The 17,744-nt window shown below is 46.6% G+C and carries 17 protein-coding genes; 13 read left to right on the forward strand and 4 right to left on the reverse strand.

Annotated features, from left to right (window positions below; genetic code table 11):
* Positions 1–22: 22 nt before the first annotated feature.
* The 12 genes from ligA to LZG94_RS03435 all read left to right on the forward strand — a co-directional run bounded on the left by ligA (position 23) and on the right by LZG94_RS03435 (position 12,200).
* Positions 23–2,113 (forward strand): NAD-dependent DNA ligase LigA, encoded by a 2,091-nt coding sequence (gene ligA, locus LZG94_RS03380; protein WP_233790528.1) that lies wholly within the window; start codon positions 23–25, stop codon positions 2,111–2,113.
* Between the two features lie 65 nt (positions 2,114–2,178).
* The gene (gene dapA, locus LZG94_RS03385) at positions 2,179–3,069 is read left to right on the forward strand and encodes a 4-hydroxy-tetrahydrodipicolinate synthase (RefSeq protein ID WP_233790529.1); all 891 of its coding nucleotides are present in this window, start codon (positions 2,179–2,181) and stop codon (positions 3,067–3,069) included.
* Positions 3,069–4,127 carry an aminotransferase class V-fold PLP-dependent enzyme gene (locus tag LZG94_RS03390; RefSeq protein WP_233790530.1) on the forward strand — a complete coding sequence of 353 codons (1,059 nt, stop codon included), beginning with the start codon at positions 3,069–3,071 and terminating at the stop codon, positions 4,125–4,127. The genes dapA and LZG94_RS03390 overlap by 1 nt, the downstream gene beginning before the upstream one ends.
* A gap of 70 nt (positions 4,128–4,197) precedes the next feature.
* Positions 4,198–4,911: an NrtR DNA-binding winged helix domain-containing protein gene (locus LZG94_RS03395; RefSeq protein ID WP_215233531.1), complete on the forward strand. Its 714-nt coding sequence runs from the start codon at positions 4,198–4,200 to the stop codon at positions 4,909–4,911.
* Positions 4,912–4,958: 47 nt separating this feature from the next.
* Positions 4,959–5,528 carry a MarC family protein gene (locus LZG94_RS03400; RefSeq protein WP_215233530.1) on the forward strand — a complete coding sequence of 190 codons (570 nt, stop codon included), beginning with the start codon at positions 4,959–4,961 and terminating at the stop codon, positions 5,526–5,528.
* A 47-nt stretch (positions 5,529–5,575) separates the two neighbouring features.
* Entirely contained in the window at positions 5,576–6,040 is a 465-nt protein-coding gene (locus LZG94_RS03405; RefSeq protein WP_233790531.1) for a nucleoside triphosphate pyrophosphohydrolase family protein, read from the forward strand.
* 18 nt (positions 6,041–6,058) lie between these two features.
* Positions 6,059–7,297 carry a peptidase T gene (gene pepT, locus LZG94_RS03410; protein ID WP_233790532.1) on the forward strand — a complete coding sequence of 413 codons (1,239 nt, stop codon included), beginning with the start codon at positions 6,059–6,061 and terminating at the stop codon, positions 7,295–7,297.
* A gap of 113 nt (positions 7,298–7,410) precedes the next feature.
* Positions 7,411–8,043 (forward strand): viroplasmin family protein, encoded by a 633-nt coding sequence (locus tag LZG94_RS03415; protein WP_215233527.1) that lies wholly within the window; start codon positions 7,411–7,413, stop codon positions 8,041–8,043.
* A gap of 4 nt (positions 8,044–8,047) precedes the next feature.
* Positions 8,048–8,770 carry a tRNA1(Val) (adenine(37)-N6)-methyltransferase gene (locus LZG94_RS03420; RefSeq protein WP_233790533.1) on the forward strand — a complete coding sequence of 241 codons (723 nt, stop codon included), beginning with the start codon at positions 8,048–8,050 and terminating at the stop codon, positions 8,768–8,770.
* 61 nt (positions 8,771–8,831) lie between these two features.
* The gene (locus tag LZG94_RS03425) at positions 8,832–9,803 is read left to right on the forward strand and encodes a glycosyltransferase family 2 protein (RefSeq protein WP_233790534.1); all 972 of its coding nucleotides are present in this window, start codon (positions 8,832–8,834) and stop codon (positions 9,801–9,803) included.
* A 51-nt stretch (positions 9,804–9,854) separates the two neighbouring features.
* Positions 9,855–10,466 carry an inorganic pyrophosphatase gene (locus tag LZG94_RS03430; RefSeq protein ID WP_255700582.1) on the forward strand — a complete coding sequence of 204 codons (612 nt, stop codon included), beginning with the start codon at positions 9,855–9,857 and terminating at the stop codon, positions 10,464–10,466.
* Between the two features lie 138 nt (positions 10,467–10,604).
* A complete protein-coding gene (locus LZG94_RS03435) occupies positions 10,605–12,200 on the forward strand; it encodes a peptide chain release factor 3 (RefSeq protein WP_233790535.1) in 1,596 nt (531 codons plus the stop codon).
* Positions 12,201–12,329: 129 nt separating this feature from the next.
* On the opposite strand, the gene LZG94_RS03440 is transcribed toward LZG94_RS03435, so the two are convergent.
* The 4 genes from LZG94_RS03440 to LZG94_RS03455 all read right to left on the reverse strand — a co-directional run bounded on the left by LZG94_RS03440 (position 12,330) and on the right by LZG94_RS03455 (position 14,520).
* Positions 12,330–12,695: a Spy/CpxP family protein refolding chaperone gene (locus LZG94_RS03440; RefSeq protein ID WP_233790536.1), complete on the reverse strand. Its 366-nt coding sequence runs from the start codon at positions 12,693–12,695 to the stop codon at positions 12,330–12,332.
* A 69-nt stretch (positions 12,696–12,764) separates the two neighbouring features.
* Entirely contained in the window at positions 12,765–13,508 is a 744-nt protein-coding gene (locus LZG94_RS03445) for a DUF3307 domain-containing protein (protein WP_233790537.1), read from the reverse strand.
* Between the two features lie 6 nt (positions 13,509–13,514).
* The gene (locus LZG94_RS03450) at positions 13,515–14,147 is read right to left on the reverse strand and encodes a SatD family protein (protein WP_233790538.1); all 633 of its coding nucleotides are present in this window, start codon (positions 14,145–14,147) and stop codon (positions 13,515–13,517) included.
* A gap of 85 nt (positions 14,148–14,232) precedes the next feature.
* Positions 14,233–14,520 (reverse strand): hypothetical protein, encoded by a 288-nt coding sequence (locus LZG94_RS03455; RefSeq protein WP_233790539.1) that lies wholly within the window; start codon positions 14,518–14,520, stop codon positions 14,233–14,235.
* A gap of 172 nt (positions 14,521–14,692) precedes the next feature.
* Here LZG94_RS03455 and LZG94_RS03460 point away from each other — a divergent pair, with 172 nt between their 5' ends.
* Entirely contained in the window at positions 14,693–17,722 is a 3,030-nt protein-coding gene (locus LZG94_RS03460; protein WP_233790540.1) for an amidohydrolase family protein, read from the forward strand.
* The last annotated feature ends 22 nt before the right edge of the window (positions 17,723–17,744 follow it).

A 17,744-nucleotide genomic window follows, 5' to 3' on the forward strand; every position in this document is an offset into this window, starting at 1 on the left:
CGAATCCTTAACGCCATTCCGAATGAATCCCGAACAGCAGATCCAGGAGCTTACCGACAAGCTGAACCACTATAATTACCGCTACTACCAGGATAGCGTGTCCGAAATATCGGATTTCGAGTTCGATCAGCTCTTGAAGGAATTGAAAGCATTGGAAGACGCATATCCCGAATTCAGGCAGGCAGATTCGCCGACCCAGCGGGTGGGAGGTACGATTACGAAATCGTTCAATACCGTCTACCACCGGTATCCCATGCTGTCGCTCGACAATACCTACAATGAGCAGGAGCTGCGGAATTTCGACGACCGCGTCCGCCGCGGACTTGATGGTGAGGAATTTGAATATATCTGCGAGCTGAAATTTGACGGAATATCGCTCAGTTTCACGTACGAGAATGGCGTTCTGGTGAGAGGGGTAACCCGCGGGGACGGGACGCGGGGCGATGAAATCACAACCAATATCAAGACAATCAGGACTTTGCCTTTGCGGGTTAAGTCTGAAAAGTTGCCGCCCGTATTCGAGATCCGTGGCGAGGGTTTTATGCCGCTCAGTTCGTTCCAAAAATTGAATGAGGAAATGGACACGCTCGGTGAAAACCAATATGCGAATCCCAGAAATGCAGCTTCGGGTTCTTTTAAGTTACAGGATTCTGGTGAAACTGCGCGTCGCCAGCTTGACTGCTATATTTATTCTTTTTTAACTGACACCGAATTTTTCAAAAGTCACGAAGAAAGTTTGCTGGCGCTGAAATCGTGGGGGTTCAATGTATCTCCGGGCTGGAAAAAGGTTTCGAACATCGACGATGTGATCGCCTATATTCACGAATGGGAAGAAAAACGGTCCACTTTGCCGCTAGCGACCGACGGTATTGTTATTAAAGTAAATTCATTCGAGCAGCAGCGTGAACTAGGTTTCACTGCGAAAAGTCCTCGCTGGGCTATTTCATTTAAATATAAAGCCGAAAATAAACCGGCTATCCTGCGCATGGTCACTTACCAGGTCGGTCGCACTGGCGCGATTACGCCGGTTGCCAATCTTTGCGACCTGACCGAGCGTGCGCTTCCGTATAAAGATGTAAAAGGTGTGCATTTGTCGGGTACGCGGGTGAAAAGGGCGACGCTGCATAATGCGAACGAACTACTCAGACTTGGCCTCGAACTTGGGGATACCGTTTTTGTTGAAAAGAGCGGAGAAATCATTCCAAAAATCACTGGCGTAGACGTTACCCAGCGCGAATTGTTTCCTACCGAGCCTATTACTTTCCCTACCAAATGCCCCGAATGCGGCTCCGAGTTACAGCGGAATGAGGGAGAAGTCGCATTCTTTTGTCCGAACGATAGTCACTGCCCGCCGCAGCTGAAAGGCCGGATCGAGCATTTTATCCACCGGAAAGCAATGAATATCGAAAGTCTGGGGGAAGGCAAAATAGAAACCCTTTTTGACCTTGGATTAGTAAACACCCCCGCAGACCTGTACGATCTTAATGAAGGGAATTTGCTGGGTATCGAAAAGAGTATCGTGAATGAAGAAACCGGCAAAGTCAAGAAGATCAGTTTCAGGGAAAAAACGGTCGAAAATATTCTAAAAGGCATTGAGCTATCCAAAACTGTCCCGTTTAAAAATGTGCTTTTTGCATTGGGAATCAGGTTTGTAGGCGCGACGGTGGCCGAGAAACTGGCTAATTATTTCAAATCGATAGAGGCGTTGCGCAGCGCAAGTTACGATCAGCTCGTAGCTGTGCCCGAGATTGGCGGCCGGATTGCGATGAGTATTGAATCGTATTTCAGCGTTCCTGAAAATCAGCAGCTGGTGGCGCGATTGCAAGCGGCCGGACTACAAATGGAAAGCGACGAAAAGCCTATTGAAAAGGAAAGTGATGTTTTGGATGGAAAGACATTTGTGATCTCCGGAGTTTTTGAAAATTACGACCGAGACGAACTGAAAGATAAGATAGAGGTAAATGGCGGCAGGATATTGAGTGGCGTTTCGGGCAAACTGAATTATCTGCTGGCAGGCGCCAATATGGGCCCGTCGAAGCTGGAAAAGGCCAGGAAACTAGGCGTGACGATTTTGTCTGAGGAAGAATTTTTGGCAATGATTGATAATAAGTAAGGTAAAATGACTTAGAAAGCTAACTTTGCGTTTTCGATAAGTCAACCAATTATATAGATTTAATAATGCCATTGGACCAACGTTTCAAAGGGGTAGGTGCAGCTTTGATCACTCCTTTTGATCAGCAGAATGAAATAGATTACGCAGGTTTGAAAAGACTGATCGACCTGGTAAGTGAGGGAGGAAGTGACTATCTGGTTGTGCAGGGAACAACAGGAGAGTCACCAACGGTATCTTCGAAGGAAAAGCGTGAGATCCTGGCATTTACGATAAAGAACAACTATAAATCGCTCCCGATCGTCTACGGAATCGGGGGTAATGATACCAAATCCGTCGTGGATTGTATTCGCGACACGGATCTGACAGGCGTGGATGCGATTCTTTCCGTTTGTCCATACTATAATAAACCAACTCAGGACGGCATTATCGCGCATTTCAATGCGATCGCCGATGCTTCGCCGGTACCTGTGCTCCTATATAATGTACCCGGTCGCACCGTGATCAATATGAAGGCGGATACGATCGTGAAACTTTCGGCGCACCCGAATATTATTGGTATTAAAGACGCAGGCGGAAGCATCGAGCAAAGTATGGAGCTGGCTTCCCGAGTGCCGGACGATTTTCTGCTGCTTTCCGGCGATGATAACCTGGTTACCACGATGATCAGCGTCGGCTGGCATGGGGTTATCTCCGTGATTGCCAATGCATTTCCAAAAGAATTCGGTGAGCTGACCTGGCACGCATTGGAAGGAAGGTTTAAGGAAGCAGCTAAATTACAGCTCGCATTTCTTGAATTTGACACCCTGCTTTATATTGAGTCTAACCCGGTGGGTATTAAAAAATGTTTGGAAATTAAGGGAATATGCAGCTCGGACGTTCGTTTGCCTTTATTAAGGGCTTCCCAGGAATTGGGTGAAAAGCTCGAAAAGGCAATGATTCGCGAAGGTTTTATATAATGATTACTTTTTATCCAGGGCCGTCCAAAGTTTATCCTGAGGTCGGTCAATATTTGCAGGAAGCGTTCGAAAGCGGCGTAATAAGTGCCAACCACCGTAGCGCGGCATTCATGGAAATGCTGGCGGAAACGATCAGCAATCTCAAATTGAAACTGGACGTTCCGGCAGATTACGAGGTCTATTTCGTGTCTTCCGCAACGGAATGCTGGGAAATTATCGCCCAGTCGCTTATTTCGGTACCAAGTCTCCATATTTACAATGGGGCATTTGGTGAGAAATGGATGGAATACACCCAGAAGATCACCTCAGGCGCCAGCAGTTTTTATTTCGATCACAATGCATTGCCCGAGTTGCCGTTTGCCAGCAAATTGTCAGGCAGCGAACTGATCTGTCTTACCCACAACGAAACTTCAAACGGTACCGCACTCCCGGCATCTTTTCTGGAATCGCTGCGATCGGAGAGCGACAACTTAATTGCTGTCGATGCAACTTCCTCGATGGCGGGCGTCGAACTTCCGTGGGAATCGGCGGATATCTGGTATGCTTCCGTGCAAAAATGCTTCGGCTTGCCGGCTGGAATGGGCGTCCTGATTCTTTCTCCAAGAGCCGTGGAACGCGCCATTGAACTGGGCGAGCGAAAGCATTATAACAGCCTCCTTTTTATCCGCGAAAATTTCCTCAAAAACCAGACACCCTTTACACCTAATATCTTAGGTATTTACCTGTTGAACAGGATTATGCAGCAGGTTAAGCCTATTGATGAAGTAGCGGAACAAACTGCTTTGAGAAGCCGCGAATGGTATCAGTTTTTAACGAAATACAGATACCCGTTAGTGGTGACAAACGAAGCTGCACGCTCGGAAACGGTGATCGCAGTGGCCGGTACCAGAGAAAAGACCGCGCAGATCAAAGAAGCCGCGAAAAAGGCAGGTATCGTCCTCGGTAACGGTTATGGAACTCAGAAAGATACCAGCTTCCGGATCGCCAATTTTCCCGCTATTTCCAGCCAGGAAATCGCTACGTTGCAGCAATTCCTTGTTTCGGTTGCCGGGAAATAGGCGATGAGTAGTAAAGAGGGAGGTTTGTATTTACTAATAAATTCAACACCAATCCCTGCAATAGTAAGTTGTGCGATTAGATATCTTAAAGCAATACCAGGCGCAAACCAAATGTCTCGTAGCACTGGACTCCATCATTTTTGGATTTGATGGGGAAGAATTAAAATTACTGCTCGTCAAAAGAGGCATTGAGGATGAAGACCGCACCTGGTCTTTAATGGGCGGCTGGGTGCAGCCCGATGAAAGTCTCGAAGGCGCTTCCTCCCGTATTCTATTTGAACTTACCAGCCTGACCGATATTTACCTCGAACAACTTCACACTTTCGGAAGCCCGCAGCGTGACCCGGTGGAGCGGACAGTTTCCGTGGCCTATTTTGCATTGATCAATGTGGAAGATTACGCGCACAAGCTTTCCAAAAGCTATGAAGCGCAGTGGTTTTCGGTTCAGGAACTTCCTAAGCTACTTTTTGACCACAGTTCAATGGTTGAAATGGCGATCGAGCATTTGCGGTACAAAGCCTCCCAGCACCCGATCGGCTTCGAATTGCTACCTGAAAAATTCACAATTCCGCAGTTACAGAAGTTGTACGAAGCGATTTTTGGCACAGAACTCGACAAACGAAATTTCAGCCGGAAGCTGCTTTCTACCAATTTATTGATCAAACTCGATGAAAAACAGAAGGGTTACTCTAAAAAGGGGGCATTCTTTTATAAAATCGATGAGGAGAAATACAAAAAGCAGTTTAATACTTTCCTGAATTTTTTGCCGGGAAGTACCTCCTGAATCCAGCGATTTTAGCAACTTTGCGTTCTGACCTCAATGCGGACCGCATGTTCAATTTCAAAGAAATCGTTTCAGTAACCCTCATTCTCTTCTCGGTAATCGATGTGCTCGGCTCGCTGCCGGTAATTGTCGATTTCAGAAAAAGGCTGGGTAAAATAGAATCTGAGAAAGCGACACTGACCGCCGGTATTATCATGGTGGTCTTTTTGTTTTTGGGGGAAAGATTACTAAGTCTTTTTGGGGTAGATGTAGCTTCTTTCGCGATTGCGGGCGCTATTATCCTTTTTTTACTCGGACTGGAAATGATCCTGGGGAGAAACATTTTCAAGCACGACAACATTTCGGTCGGCGTAGCCTCCATTGTCCCGATCGCATTCCCAATCATCGCCGGCGCAGCCACGATGACCACATTGCTTTCGCTCCGCTCTGCTTATCAAACTGAAAATATACTTGTCGGAATCCTGCTTAACCTGTTTTTTGTGTATCTGGTATTGAAATCATCGAACTGGATCGAAAAGAAACTGGGGCAGGGCGGTACGGATATTCTGAGAAAAATATTTGGAATTATCCTGCTGGCGATCGCGATCAAGCTATTCAAGACGAATCTGGTTTTGTGACGCGACGAGGCAAAAACTGAATATTCAAATCAATACAAAATATAAAAATGCAACAACTGGACAGCCTCAATCAAGTAGCCGAATTTCATAAAACGTTTAAACATCCGATCGTGGCTTCGCCTGCAATACCTTCCGAGGACCGCAGCAGACTGCGCGTTGCATTGCTGGCAGAGGAGCTGAAAGAGCTGGAAGTGGCTATTCTTGAGAAGGATATCGTGGAGGTGGCCGACGCGCTTTGTGATCTGCAATATGTATTGTCAGGGGCAGTTCTGGAATTTGGTTTGGGTGAAAAATTCAGGGAGCTGTTTGACGAAGTGCAGCGCTCGAATATGTCAAAAGCCTGTGAAACGGTGGAGGAAGCAGAGGCGACCGTGGCGCATTATCAGGCAAAAGGTACGGAATGCTATTTCAAGGAAGATAATGGTAAATATCTGGTTTACAGAACTTCTGACGACAAGACGCTGAAAAATATCAACTATTCTCCTGCGGATCTCGCTTCCATTATCGGCTAAGTCAATTCATTTTTTCTTATGAAAACATCAGTGCTCGACAGGTTCCTGCGTTACGTGCAGATCGACACGCAGTCGGATCCCGGCTCGGAAAGTTTCCCGAGTACGGCCAAGCAGCGCGACCTGAGTAATTTGCTAGCTGTGGAGCTGCTGGAAATCGGCATTTCTGATGCGCACGTAGATGAACACGGTTACGTTTACGCCACAATTCCTTCCAATTCAAACAAAACGCAGATTCCTGTGATCTGCTTTTGTTCGCACGTCGATACTTCTCCGGACGTTTCGGGCGCGAATGTGAAGCCGGTGATCCACAGAAAGTGGGACGGAAGTGACATTGCATTGCCCGACGATCACACGCAGGTTTTGCGCATCAGCGAACTCCACGATCTCGACCAGCAAATAGGAAATGATATTATTACCGCAAGCGGGAAAACCTTACTGGGGGCTGACAACAAAGCCGGGGTAGCCGAGATTATGGCCGCCGCTGAATACCTTGTAAATCATCCCGAGATCCGTCACGGAGATATTAAAATACTTTTCACCCCCGATGAAGAAGTAGGTGGCGGCACTGAAAAAGTGGATCTGGCAAAGCTGGGCGCGGATTATGGATATACTGTGGATGGTGAGGCAGTGGGTACTTTGGAAAACGAAACATTCTCTGCCGACAGCGTCAGGATCACGATCAGCGGCGTAAGTACGCACCCGGGTTATGGATTGGGAAAGCTGGAAAATGCGGTAAAAATAGCAGCCGATATTCTCGCAAAACTCCCGAAAGACACGCTATCCCCTGAAACCACTTCCGACAAAGAAGGGTTTATTCATCCCGTTCAAGTGGAGGGTATTCAGGAAAAGGTCACAATCAGCTTCATTATAAGGGATTTCACAACAGCCGGACTTCACGAAAAGGAAGCTTTTTTAAAGGGGATATTGGATGAAGTTTTAAAACAATACCCTAACTCTACTGCTGATTTCAAAGTCCAGGAACAGTACCGGAATATGAAAGAGGTACTCGACAAATACCCTCAGATCATCGAAAATGCAGAAGAAGCAATGCGGCGGGCGGGCCTCGATCCGGTTTGTCGTAGCATCCGCGGCGGCACCGACGGTTCGCGACTATCATTCATGGGCTTACCCTGCCCGAATATCTTCGCCGGTGAACACGCATTTCACTCCAAACTGGAATGGGTATCCGTGCAGGATATGGAAAAGGCGGTGGAAGTGATTGTTAATTTGGCAAGGGTTTGGGAGGAGAAGGCTTAGGGGGAGGAAGGAGGAAGGGAGGAAGGAATTCAATCATTCGATCATTCGATCATCGCACCGGCGACTCGGTCATTCAATCATTCAGTCATTCAATCATTCGATCATTAAAATAAATGTCCAAGAAGACAAAATATTACGTAGTCTGGCAGGGGAGGAAGACTGGGATTTTTACGGATTGGAAGGAATGTGAGGCCCAGATTAAAGGTTTTGAGGATGCGCGTTACAAGTCTTTCGAGTCAGTGGAGGAAGCGGAAAAGGCGATTCAGCGGGATTATTGGGAGTTTGTGACCAAAAAAGATGCAAAACCGGTATTGAAAGAAGCGCCTGCTTCGGTGGGTAAGCCTATTAAAAACAGCATTATTGTTGATGCGGCCTGGAACACGGCGACGGGCGATATGGAATACCAGGGCATTTACTACCAAACCGGTAAACGGATCTTTTTACAAGGACCGTTTCAGGATGGTACTAATAATATCGGCGAGTTCCTGGCGATCGTGCACGCACTCGCTTATCTGCAAAAAAACGAAAGCAGTTTGCCGATTTACAGCGATTCCCGCACTGCGATCAGCTGGATTAAAAAGAAACACGCAAATACAAAACTGGCACTTACTCCAAGAAACAAACCCGTTTTTGAAATGCTGCAACGCGCCGAAAGGTGGCTCGCGAGCAATACTTATCCGAATAAGATATTGAAATGGGAAACAGAATATTGGGGTGAAAATCCGGCAGACTTTGGACGAAAATAAATATATGGGCAAAAATTCACACTTTCAGTTCAAACAATTTACCATTCAGCAGGACCAATGCGCAATGAAGGTCTGCACCGATGCGTGCGTGCTCGGCGCGTGGACCGACGTGGATAATGCCGACCGCATTCTCGATATTGGTACCGGCACAGGCTTATTATCGTTGATGATCGCCCAGCGAAATACCTATGCGGCGATTGATGCCGTCGAAATGGAGGCGGAAGCGTTTTTTCAGGCTGGCGAAAATGTGCATGAAAGTCCATTCCAGGGGCGGATCCAGCTTTATCATGAAGCAGTGCAGGATTTTGAATCGGAGTATCAATATGACCTGATCATCACAAATCCGCCTTTTTTTCAGTCTGACCTGCGCTCGCCGGCTGAGAAGATCAATCAGGCGCATCACGCCGAAACGCTGGATTTTGCCGACTTGCTGGACGCAGTAAGAAAGCTGTTGAAGCCCGAGGGCAGGTTTTCAATTCTTTTGCCGGTTGAAGAAGGTATTCAATTCAAGATAATGGCAAATGAACAGGGCTGGCAGTTGCGGCGCGAAATGACCCTTTTTCACAAACCGGAAAAGAAAGCTTTCAGGTCTCTGATGGAATTTCAGGACCAGGCTTTGCCCGAGCAGGAGGTAACTGAGGAGACTTTGCATATTTACGAAGCCGACGGTGTTACTTACGATGCGAAGTTTAAGGAACTGCTCAAAGACTTTTATTTGAAATTTTGATCGGGAAAAAAGCGAACTTTGCGGCACAATACAATCCGGCCGCGCCATTGCAGAACATTTCATGACCCATTCAGCTATCCAGATATCCGTTGTTATTCCGCTTTATAATGAAGACGAGTCGCTGCCCGAACTTTGCGAATGGATCACGCGGGTGATGAATGAGAATGAATTTACTTACGAAGTTTTATTCATCGACGATGGAAGTAAAGATCGCTCGTGGGAAGTTATTTCAAGATTATCACTTGAAAATCCGCATGTAAGAGGATTTCGGTTTGTCCGTAATTATGGTAAAACTGCCGCTTTGCAAACAGGCTTTCAAGCCGCACGAGGCGACGTGATCATCACGATGGACGCCGATTTGCAGGATAGCCCCGACGAAATTCCCGAATTGTACCGCCTGATCGCGGAAGACAAATACGATCTGATCTCAGGCTGGAAAAAGAAGCGTTTCGACCCGATTACCAAGACTATTCCTACCAAAATATTCAATGCGGCTACGCGCAGTATTTCCGGCGTTTCGCTCCACGATTTCAATTGCGGGCTGAAAGCTTACCGGAAAGAAGTAGTGAAAAACATTACGATCTACGGCGAAATGCACCGGTATATTCCGGTTATCGCCAAATGGAACGGTTTTGCCAAGATCGGAGAGAAGGTAGTGCAGCACCGCGCGCGCAAATACGGACACACGAAATTCGGTTTGGAAAGGTTTATTTTTGGCTTTCTGGATTTGCTTTCGATTGCCTTTGTGAATAAGTTTGGACGTCGGCCGATGCATTTATTCGGTAGTCTGGGAACTCTTATGTTTTTTCTGGGAAGCATTATAGCCTTTTGGCTTCTTGGTAAGAAAATCTATAATATTTATCATTTGCTGCCTTACCGTAACGTTACAGACAACCCACTGTTTTTTCTTGCGCTGGTGGCCATCATGGTCGGTTCTCAGTTATTTCTTGCGGGGTTTTTGGGCGAACTGTTTGTGAAGCAATCTGTTTCGAAAACAGGCGATTACAATATCTCCGAACGTGCCGGGATTTAATTACTCAATTGTTAATTCTTTAAAATATAAAATAAGTTACTAATACAAATAATGATCGCTAACGTACACAAAGCACATCCCTGGCATGGAATTCCAATGGGTGACAACGCACCCGAGCTTGTAACCGCATTTATTGAGATTGTTCCTACCGATACCGTTAAATATGAAATTGATAAAGCGTCGGGCTATCTGATCATCGACCGGCCGCAGAAATATTCCAATATTGTTCCGGCACTCTACGGCTTTATCCCAAAAACATATTGCGCAGATAAAATCGCTGCATTGGCGCGTGAGCGTTCGGGCCGGGATGTGACGGAGGGCGATGGCGATGCACTTGATATTCTGGTACTTTGCGAGAAGATCATTTCGCACGGAGATATCCTTTGCCAGGCCAAGCCGATCGGCGGCATTCGTCTGATCGATGGTGGTGAAGCTGATGATAAAATTATCGCGGTTTTAAAGGGAGATGAGGTTTATGGTGGATTTTCAGATTTGAGCCAGCTGCCGGAAGGTATCGTGGAGCGTTTGAAACATTATTTCCTGACTTACAAAAACCTGCCGGGTGAAAAGGCGCATATCGAAATTACCAATGTTTACGGTAAGGAAGAAGCGCACGAAGTGATCATGACTTCTGTTGAAGATTACAAGCATTCATTCTATTGAGCAACTGATATTCAGCATGAATAGCTGAATGCTGTCATAATTTAGAGCCGTTTCCGATAGGGGCGGCTCTTCTTTTATTCGTATCTTTGCGGAAATTTTGATTCATCAGAATCGCTGAAATCAGTATCTCAATTCTACATGAGTAACATAGAGGAAATAAAAAAACGCCGCACTTTTGCGATCATCAGTCACCCGGATGCCGGGAAAACAACCCTGACGGAAAAGCTGCTTTTGTTCGGAGGCGCAATACAGACTGCGGGGGCGGTGAAGTCCAATAAGATCAAGAAAACGGCTACTTCCGATTTTATGGAGATCGAGAAGCAAAGAGGTATCTCGGTCGCTACCTCCGTAATGACGTTTGAATATAAAGACCTGCTGATCAATATCCTGGATACCCCGGGCCACAAGGATTTTGCAGAAGATACCTACCGGACTTTGACGGCGGTGGATAGTGTTATTCTCGTTGTGGACTGCGTAAAAGGCGTGGAGGAACAAACTGAAAGGCTAATGGAAGTGTGCCGGATGCGTAATACGCCGGTTATTATTTTCATCAATAAATTAGATAGAGAGGGCCAGAATCCATTTGAATTGCTCGATGAACTGGAAAGCAAACTAAGTATCCGCGTTCGTCCGCTTACCTGGCCGATCAATATGGGTGCTAATTTTAAAGGTGTTTACAGCTTGTACGAACAAATGCTGTATTTCTTTAAGATCAACAAAACCAAGATTGAAAGCAATGTAGCGAAGGTAAGTCTGGATGACGAGAGCCTCACGGAGCTGGTTGGAGAAAAGGACGCTGAGCAGCTGACAGAAGATGTTGAGCTGGTGGAAGGCGTTTATGACGTATTTTCGGAAGAAGCTTATCAAAAGGGAGAGCTGGCTCCTGTTTTCTTTGGAAGTGCGATCAATAACTTCGGTATCAAGGAATTGCTGGATACATTCTGTGAAATTTCCCCGATCCCGCAACCCCGCCCGACCGACGTGCGCGAGGTAGCGCCGACAGAACCGAAGTTTACCGGATTTGTATTTAAAATCCACGCAAACCTTGACCCACGCCACCGCGACCGCATTGCATTCCTGCGCATTTGTTCTGGAAAATTTGAAAGAGGAAAATTCTATAAACACGTCAGATTAGGCAAAGACGTACGTTTTTCGAGCCCATTTACATTTATGGCTTCGGATAAAAGTGTAATGGACGAAGGATTCCCCGGCGACGTAGTGGGATTATACGATACCGGCAGCTTTAAGATCGGAGATACACTGACAGAAGGCGAAATCCTGCAATTCTCGGGTATACCAAGCTTTTCTCCTGAGATATTCAAGGAATTGATCAATATGGATCCGATGAAATCCAAGCAATTGGAAAAAGGTATCCAGCAGCTGACCGACGAAGGTGTTGCGCAGTTGTTTACCTTGGATCTTGGTAATAGAAAGATTGTAGGAACGGTAGGGGAGCTTCAATTTGACGTAATTCAATACCGGCTCGAACACGAATACGGCGCAAAATGCCGCTGGGTACCGATGAGTACTTCCCGCGCCTGCTGGCTTACCGCCGACGAAAAACCGGCCATGGACCAGTTTATCAGATTAAAAGGAAACCAGATCGCCTACGACAAAGACCGTAACCCGGTTTTCCTGGCAGATTCTGAATGGATGATCCGCATGAACCGCGAAAACAATCCCGCAATACATTTCCATTTCACTTCGGAGTTTAAGACGGAGATGGCGATGTAGGGAGGAAGGAGGAAAGGGAGGAAGGAGGATGGAATAAGGGAGAAAGGAAATCAGCGTTGATCTTCCTTTCTCCTTTTCTTTTTTATTTTTCCTTCCTCCGTTTCTCCTTCCTCCCTTTCCTCCCCAATTCTAATTCCTAGGCTCCCTCTCACCGCGATTCCCCCTGCGATCTTCCAGCATCGTCTTATACTTCTCTTGCTGCTCGACGGTCAGGATTTTTGCGATTTCGTTGTTGAATGTTTCCATTGATGCGCGCATTTCTGAGCGGTCTCCGTTTGATTTTTCACGCAATTCCTGCATTTTCTGAGCTCTGGCCAGGCTTAAGTTGTAAACTTGCTTTTTCTGGTCTTCTGATAAGTTCAGATTTTCAGTCAGCGTTTTCGTTTGGTTTTCGGCGCGTTGCTCCGCTGTCATATTTCCACCGCCGCCCTGCCGCTGTGCGAAGGCAGTTACTGTGGCGAAAGTCAATAAAAAGACAAACAATATTTTTCTCATGGTCTTAAAGTTTTGATACTCGGGTTAGAGTATGATTTTGGGATTTAGTTTAATTGTCTTTTTGAGATTTCAGTAAAACATCCGCACCATCAGCGCAATAGCGATTGCGCAAGTGTAGCTCATCAGTGTCCCGACCAGTACATATTCTGATTTTTTGCTGATGTAGGCGGGAGAAGTTTCGGGTGCCGGCGCCTTGTCGTTGTACCGGAGAAGCGATTTGGCCGCGATCAGAAATCCGATTGCGGAGAATTGATTAGCCAATACAAACACAAAAATCAGCAGCCTTTCCGACATGCCGATCCAGCGGCCGGCGTTAGCAAGATTGTCGTCAGCTTCCGGCGCCAGCTTGCTCAATTCTTCACGCCACGGGCGGGTGAGGATACCAACCAGAAATGAAACAGGGGAGAGTGACGTCAATGCACCTGCCATTGTCGCTAATGTTTTGGGAGTATCCAGCCACGTTAAGAACTGCTGGAAACCTGGTTCGACAGTATTAGTCAGTAGCAGTGCTGCAATAGCAATAGTGAGAATGTGGGCAATCTGGTCGGTGATAAACCAGGCGAGCGAACCTTTCTTGTCGAATGAAATCTTGACTACATCAATAACCCCGTGAGCAAGTCCCAGGAGCAATGCGGGCATCGGATTATCCCATTGGTGTAGTATAATGTAAGAAACCACAATCACCAGCAGGATATGCCAGTAGAGGTATTTTGATCTGAAAGACTTTTTCTTCTTGTCTGTTACCCAGTTAGTTGGCTGCCAGTAAAAATCGACTAAAACGTGAGCGAGGAGCAGCAGCAGAAATTCAGTCATCAGAAGTTAGCGCTTTGTGTATAGTGATAATTGCCTGGGAAAAGTACTAAGAAAATTTTCAATTGCCCACCATTTAGCAGCTGCAATTCGCTGGCTCGCCGCTGACTGGCTGATCGATAGCTGCTCGGCTATCTGGCTCACTGTTTTTCCTTGCAGCAATGCCGTGATCACCTGGCTTTGTGACATAGTCCAGCCTTCTATCAACGTTTCGAGCAGTCCGAGTGTAGCAGTCAGCGGCTCCGAGGGTACAGGCAGTGCAATTGCAATGCGGGCTTTTTGCAGGCGAATCGTGTCGGCGAGGCGGCCGGATAGCCGGAAAGCTTCTCCGTCGGAAGTACCTGCTCGCTCGGTCAGCATTTCAGTTTTCCCGATCCCTATTGCAATGCGCAGATCTGCATTTGGTGCGTGAGAACGCATGATAGCACGGGCTAAAATAGCCACGTGCGCAGCCTGATCTGCATTTTTGAGTACCCCCTGAAAACTGTCGCCCCGGTAAATTTCAGGTTTCAGCAGCCACTTAAAAGACTGATGGTCCCGTAAAGTTTGTATCAATTCTTGCAGCCACAGTGCAGTGTCTTCTCGCGTAAAGCTGGTCGAATTGACCATATCAGCGGTAAAAACGGCGTGATGCTTTTTCATTTATATAAGCTTTTTACCTTATAATAGGTGAATATAAGGAAAAAACCTTATATAGGGCATATATAAGGTAAAAGCCTTATATATTTCAAGAGTAAAAATTGAAAAGATATGCTCTTTCATCATCGAAAGATCCATTAAAAACCTCTGAACCAGCGCGTTTGTACCAGTATCCTGCATTCCAGGTGTCGCCCTCAACCCGGTGTAAATAGGCATGTAAACGATCGTAATTTCGGGTGCCTTCTGCACTTTGTGCGATATTGTGCGCCGCTTCCCAATCGCCTTTTGCGTCGTACCAGAGTGCCTTTATGAGTTCAGGAAGACCAGCTGGCGGGATTTTCAGTGAAAGGGATTCTTGAAATTGGTCGTAAGTCATAAGTCTGTATTGTTATTAAAGTATTTGAAAAAGTATCACAAAATGTAAAAAAAACAGGCAACATGAAAATTCGCAGCGGCAATTGTAACTTCCGGAGAATATCATGCCTGCCGGGCGTTTTGCTGATTTTCATTGTATATTGTAAAGTTGAATCTGAACCACTAACCGATATATGTTTAAACAATTATCAACCTTATTTTCAGGGCTGGTTATTAGTATTTGCTGTCAGGCGCAGCAGACTTTCCCACAAAATGGCGCGTACGATGAAAGACCAGGCCGCTATGCATTCACTAATGCCAACATCGTCGTCGATCCTAAAACAACTATCGAGAACGGTACTTTACTGATTGAGAACGGACTGATCAGCCAAGTTGGGAAACAGGTGAAACTGCCAGCCGGAACAGTAGTCGTGGACTTGAAAGGCAAATACATTTATCCTTCGCTGATTGACCTGGACTCTGATTACGGCATGCCGGAAGCCAAGCGCGACAGGCCGGCGGGCGGGCGACAAACGCCGCAGCTGGAATCCAATAAAAAGGGTGCATTTGGCTGGAACCAGGCGATACAGGCTGAAAATGACGCCAGTTTGATCTTCACCCCGGATGCTAAAAAAGCCGCTGATCTGCGTAAAATCGGTTTCGGTACCGTGCTTGTGCATTCGCACGACGGGATCGTGAGAGGAAACGGCGCGCTGGTCACGCTAACTGACGAAGCCGCCAACAAAGCACTTCTGAACAGAAAAGCTTCCGCACATTTCTCTTTTAGCAAAGGTACTTCCTCACAAACCTATCCATCGTCCACAATGGGCGTGGTGGCGCTTTTGAGACAAAATTATTACGACGCAGAATGGTATGCCCGCACTCCGAAAGCGAAAGAGGCCAATCTGTCGCTGGACGCATTTAACCAAATCAAAACACTGCCTTCTTTTTTCGAAACAGGTGACAAATACAGTGTGCTGCGGGCTGATAAGGTAGGCGACGAATTTGGAATACAATATATTATCAAAGGGGGAGGCGATGAATATCAGCGTATTAATGAAATCAAAGCGACCAAAGCTACGCTGATATTGCCGCTCCAATTTCCGGAAGCTTATGATGTAGCCGATCCCTGGGACGCAGATGTGATCAGTATGGCGCAGCTGAAACACTGGGAACTGGCGCCTGGAAATGCTTCGCAAGTAGCCAAAGCGCAAATCCCCTTTGCATTTACTTCGGCGGGAATGAAAAACAAGGCTGACTTTTGGAAAAGCATTAAAACCGCAGTGGAATATGGTCTGCCGAAAGAAAAAGCACTGGAAGCGCTCACAACCCTGCCGGCTAGCCTGATCAAAGCGGAAAGCCAGATAGGAAGTTTGAAACCAGGGTTGCTTGCTAATTTTATCATTACCTCGGGTGATCTTTTTGGCAAAGACAATATCATTTATGAAAACTGGATTCAGGGCAAAAAGTTTATTCTGGCACCAATCAATGCACCTGATATTCGCGGTACCTATTCATTATCAATCAATAATCAGCCTGGCGGGAAGCTGGAAATTACAGGCTCACCTGAGAAACCGGAGTATAAAGTGATTGTTCAGGATTCGGTAAAAATCACACCGAAGGCTATTCTTTCAAATGAGTTATTGACACTGGGTTATCAGGCTGACAAAAAATTGCCGGGCATGACCCGCCTCACAGGCTGGCTGACAGGTACTACCTTATCCGGGGAGGGCATTTTGCCGACCGGCGCCGCAGTTCCATGGAATGCGACATTGACCCAGAAATTCCAGCAAACTGCTGCTGCTGATACTAATACCATCATACCAAAAGAAACCGGCCCGATCCTGTATCCTTTTGTAGGTTTCGGGAATGAACAACTGCCCAAACCGGAGACGGTACTGATTAAAAATGCGACCGTTTGGACCAATGAACAGGAAGGTATCCTGCAAAATGCAGACGTAATCGTTCAGAATGGGAAGATTACCAAAGTTGGAAAGTCACTGGCTGGACCTTCGGGAGCTAAGACGATTGACGGTACCGGCAAGCATTTGACCAGCGGTATTATCGACGAGCATTCGCATATTGCCCTTTTTACGATCAATGAAGGCGGGCAAACCAGCTCTGCGGAAGTAAGGATGAGCGACGTGGTAAATCCTGACGATGTGAATATTTACCGCCAGCTTGCAGGTGGAGTAACAGCTTCCCATTTACTGCACGGTTCGGCTAACTCGATCGGCGGGCAAAGTGCGATGATTAAGTTGAAATGGGGGGCAAGCCAATCGGAAATGGTATTGCCGGATGTGAAAACGATCAAATTTGCATTGGGTGAAAACGTGAAGCAATCCAACTGGGGCGATGTGGCGCGCGTTCGTTTCCCGCAGAGCAGAATGGGCGTGGAGCAGGTTTACTTCGATCATTTTCTTCGTGCAAAAGATTATGCGAAAAGCTGGAAAAGTTTCAACTCAACCTCCAAAAAGGTAGCTGCAAATGCGCCGAGAAGAGATATTGAATTGGACGCGCTGGCCGAAATTCTCGATAATCAAAGATTTATCACCTGCCACTCTTACGTACAGTCGGAGATCAATATGCTGATGCATGTGGCTGATTCACTGAAATTTAAGATCAATACATTCACCCATATTCTGGAAGGCTATAAGCTTGCAGACGGAATGGCAAAACGCGGCATAGGGGGTTCTACTTTCGCGGATTGGTGGGCTTATAAAATGGAGGTAAAAGAGGCGATTCCTTATAATGCGGCATTAATGTACCACCAGGGCGTAACCGTCGCGATCAATTCTGATGATGCTGAAATGGCGCGTCGGTTGAATCAGGAAGCCGCAAAAACGGTCGAATACGGCGGTGTTCCGGAAGAGGAAGCCTGGAAAATGGTGACGCTGAATCCTGCCAAATTACTGCACGTTGACAACAGAATGGGCAGTATTAAAGCTGGTAAAGACGCCGATCTGGTACTCTGGAACGCGCATCCGCTGTCTATCTACGCCCGTCCCGAATTCACGATGGTGGAAGGTGCGGTGTATTTTGACAGAAAAAAGGATGAGGAAAAGCAAAAAACCATGCAGCAGGAAAGGGAAAAGCTGATCCAGAAAATGCTGAATGACAAAGCAGAAGGCAAACCTACCCAAAAGCCACAAGCCGCTCAGCCTAAAATGTGGCATTGTGAAGATATAGTGGGTGTGCATACCGAGCACGAAGGACACAGATAATCGCTATGACATTTCCTCAAAA

The sequence above is a fragment of the Dyadobacter sp. CY343 genome, from assembly GCF_021390335.1.
In the GTDB taxonomy this organism is placed as follows: Bacteria; Bacteroidota; Bacteroidia; order Cytophagales; family Spirosomataceae; genus Dyadobacter.

Coding starts and splice junctions, on each gene's coding strand:
- LZG94_RS03400 (WP_215233530.1), top strand. CDS start 4,959: ATGTTCAATTTCAAAGAAATCGTTTCAGTAACCCTCATTCTCTTCTCG.
- LZG94_RS03455 (WP_233790539.1), bottom strand. CDS start 14,520: ATGACTTACGACCAATTTCAAGAATCCCTTTCACTGAAAATCCCGCCA.
- LZG94_RS03430 (WP_255700582.1), top strand. CDS start 9,855: ATGATCGCTAACGTACACAAAGCACATCCCTGGCATGGAATTCCAATG.
- LZG94_RS03390 (WP_233790530.1), top strand. CDS start 3,069: ATGATTACTTTTTATCCAGGGCCGTCCAAAGTTTATCCTGAGGTCGGT.
- ligA (WP_233790528.1), top strand. CDS start 23: ATGAATCCCGAACAGCAGATCCAGGAGCTTACCGACAAGCTGAACCAC.
- LZG94_RS03415 (WP_215233527.1), top strand. CDS start 7,411: ATGTCCAAGAAGACAAAATATTACGTAGTCTGGCAGGGGAGGAAGACT.
- LZG94_RS03405 (WP_233790531.1), top strand. CDS start 5,576: ATGCAACAACTGGACAGCCTCAATCAAGTAGCCGAATTTCATAAAACG.
- LZG94_RS03460 (WP_233790540.1), top strand. CDS start 14,693: ATGTTTAAACAATTATCAACCTTATTTTCAGGGCTGGTTATTAGTATT.
- dapA (WP_233790529.1), top strand. CDS start 2,179: ATGCCATTGGACCAACGTTTCAAAGGGGTAGGTGCAGCTTTGATCACT.
- LZG94_RS03440 (WP_233790536.1), bottom strand. CDS start 12,695: ATGAGAAAAATATTGTTTGTCTTTTTATTGACTTTCGCCACAGTAACT.
- LZG94_RS03445 (WP_233790537.1), bottom strand. CDS start 13,508: ATGACTGAATTTCTGCTGCTGCTCCTCGCTCACGTTTTAGTCGATTTT.
- LZG94_RS03450 (WP_233790538.1), bottom strand. CDS start 14,147: ATGAAAAAGCATCACGCCGTTTTTACCGCTGATATGGTCAATTCGACC.
- LZG94_RS03435 (WP_233790535.1), top strand. CDS start 10,605: ATGAGTAACATAGAGGAAATAAAAAAACGCCGCACTTTTGCGATCATC.
- LZG94_RS03425 (WP_233790534.1), top strand. CDS start 8,832: ATGACCCATTCAGCTATCCAGATATCCGTTGTTATTCCGCTTTATAAT.
- pepT (WP_233790532.1), top strand. CDS start 6,059: ATGAAAACATCAGTGCTCGACAGGTTCCTGCGTTACGTGCAGATCGAC.
- LZG94_RS03420 (WP_233790533.1), top strand. CDS start 8,048: ATGGGCAAAAATTCACACTTTCAGTTCAAACAATTTACCATTCAGCAG.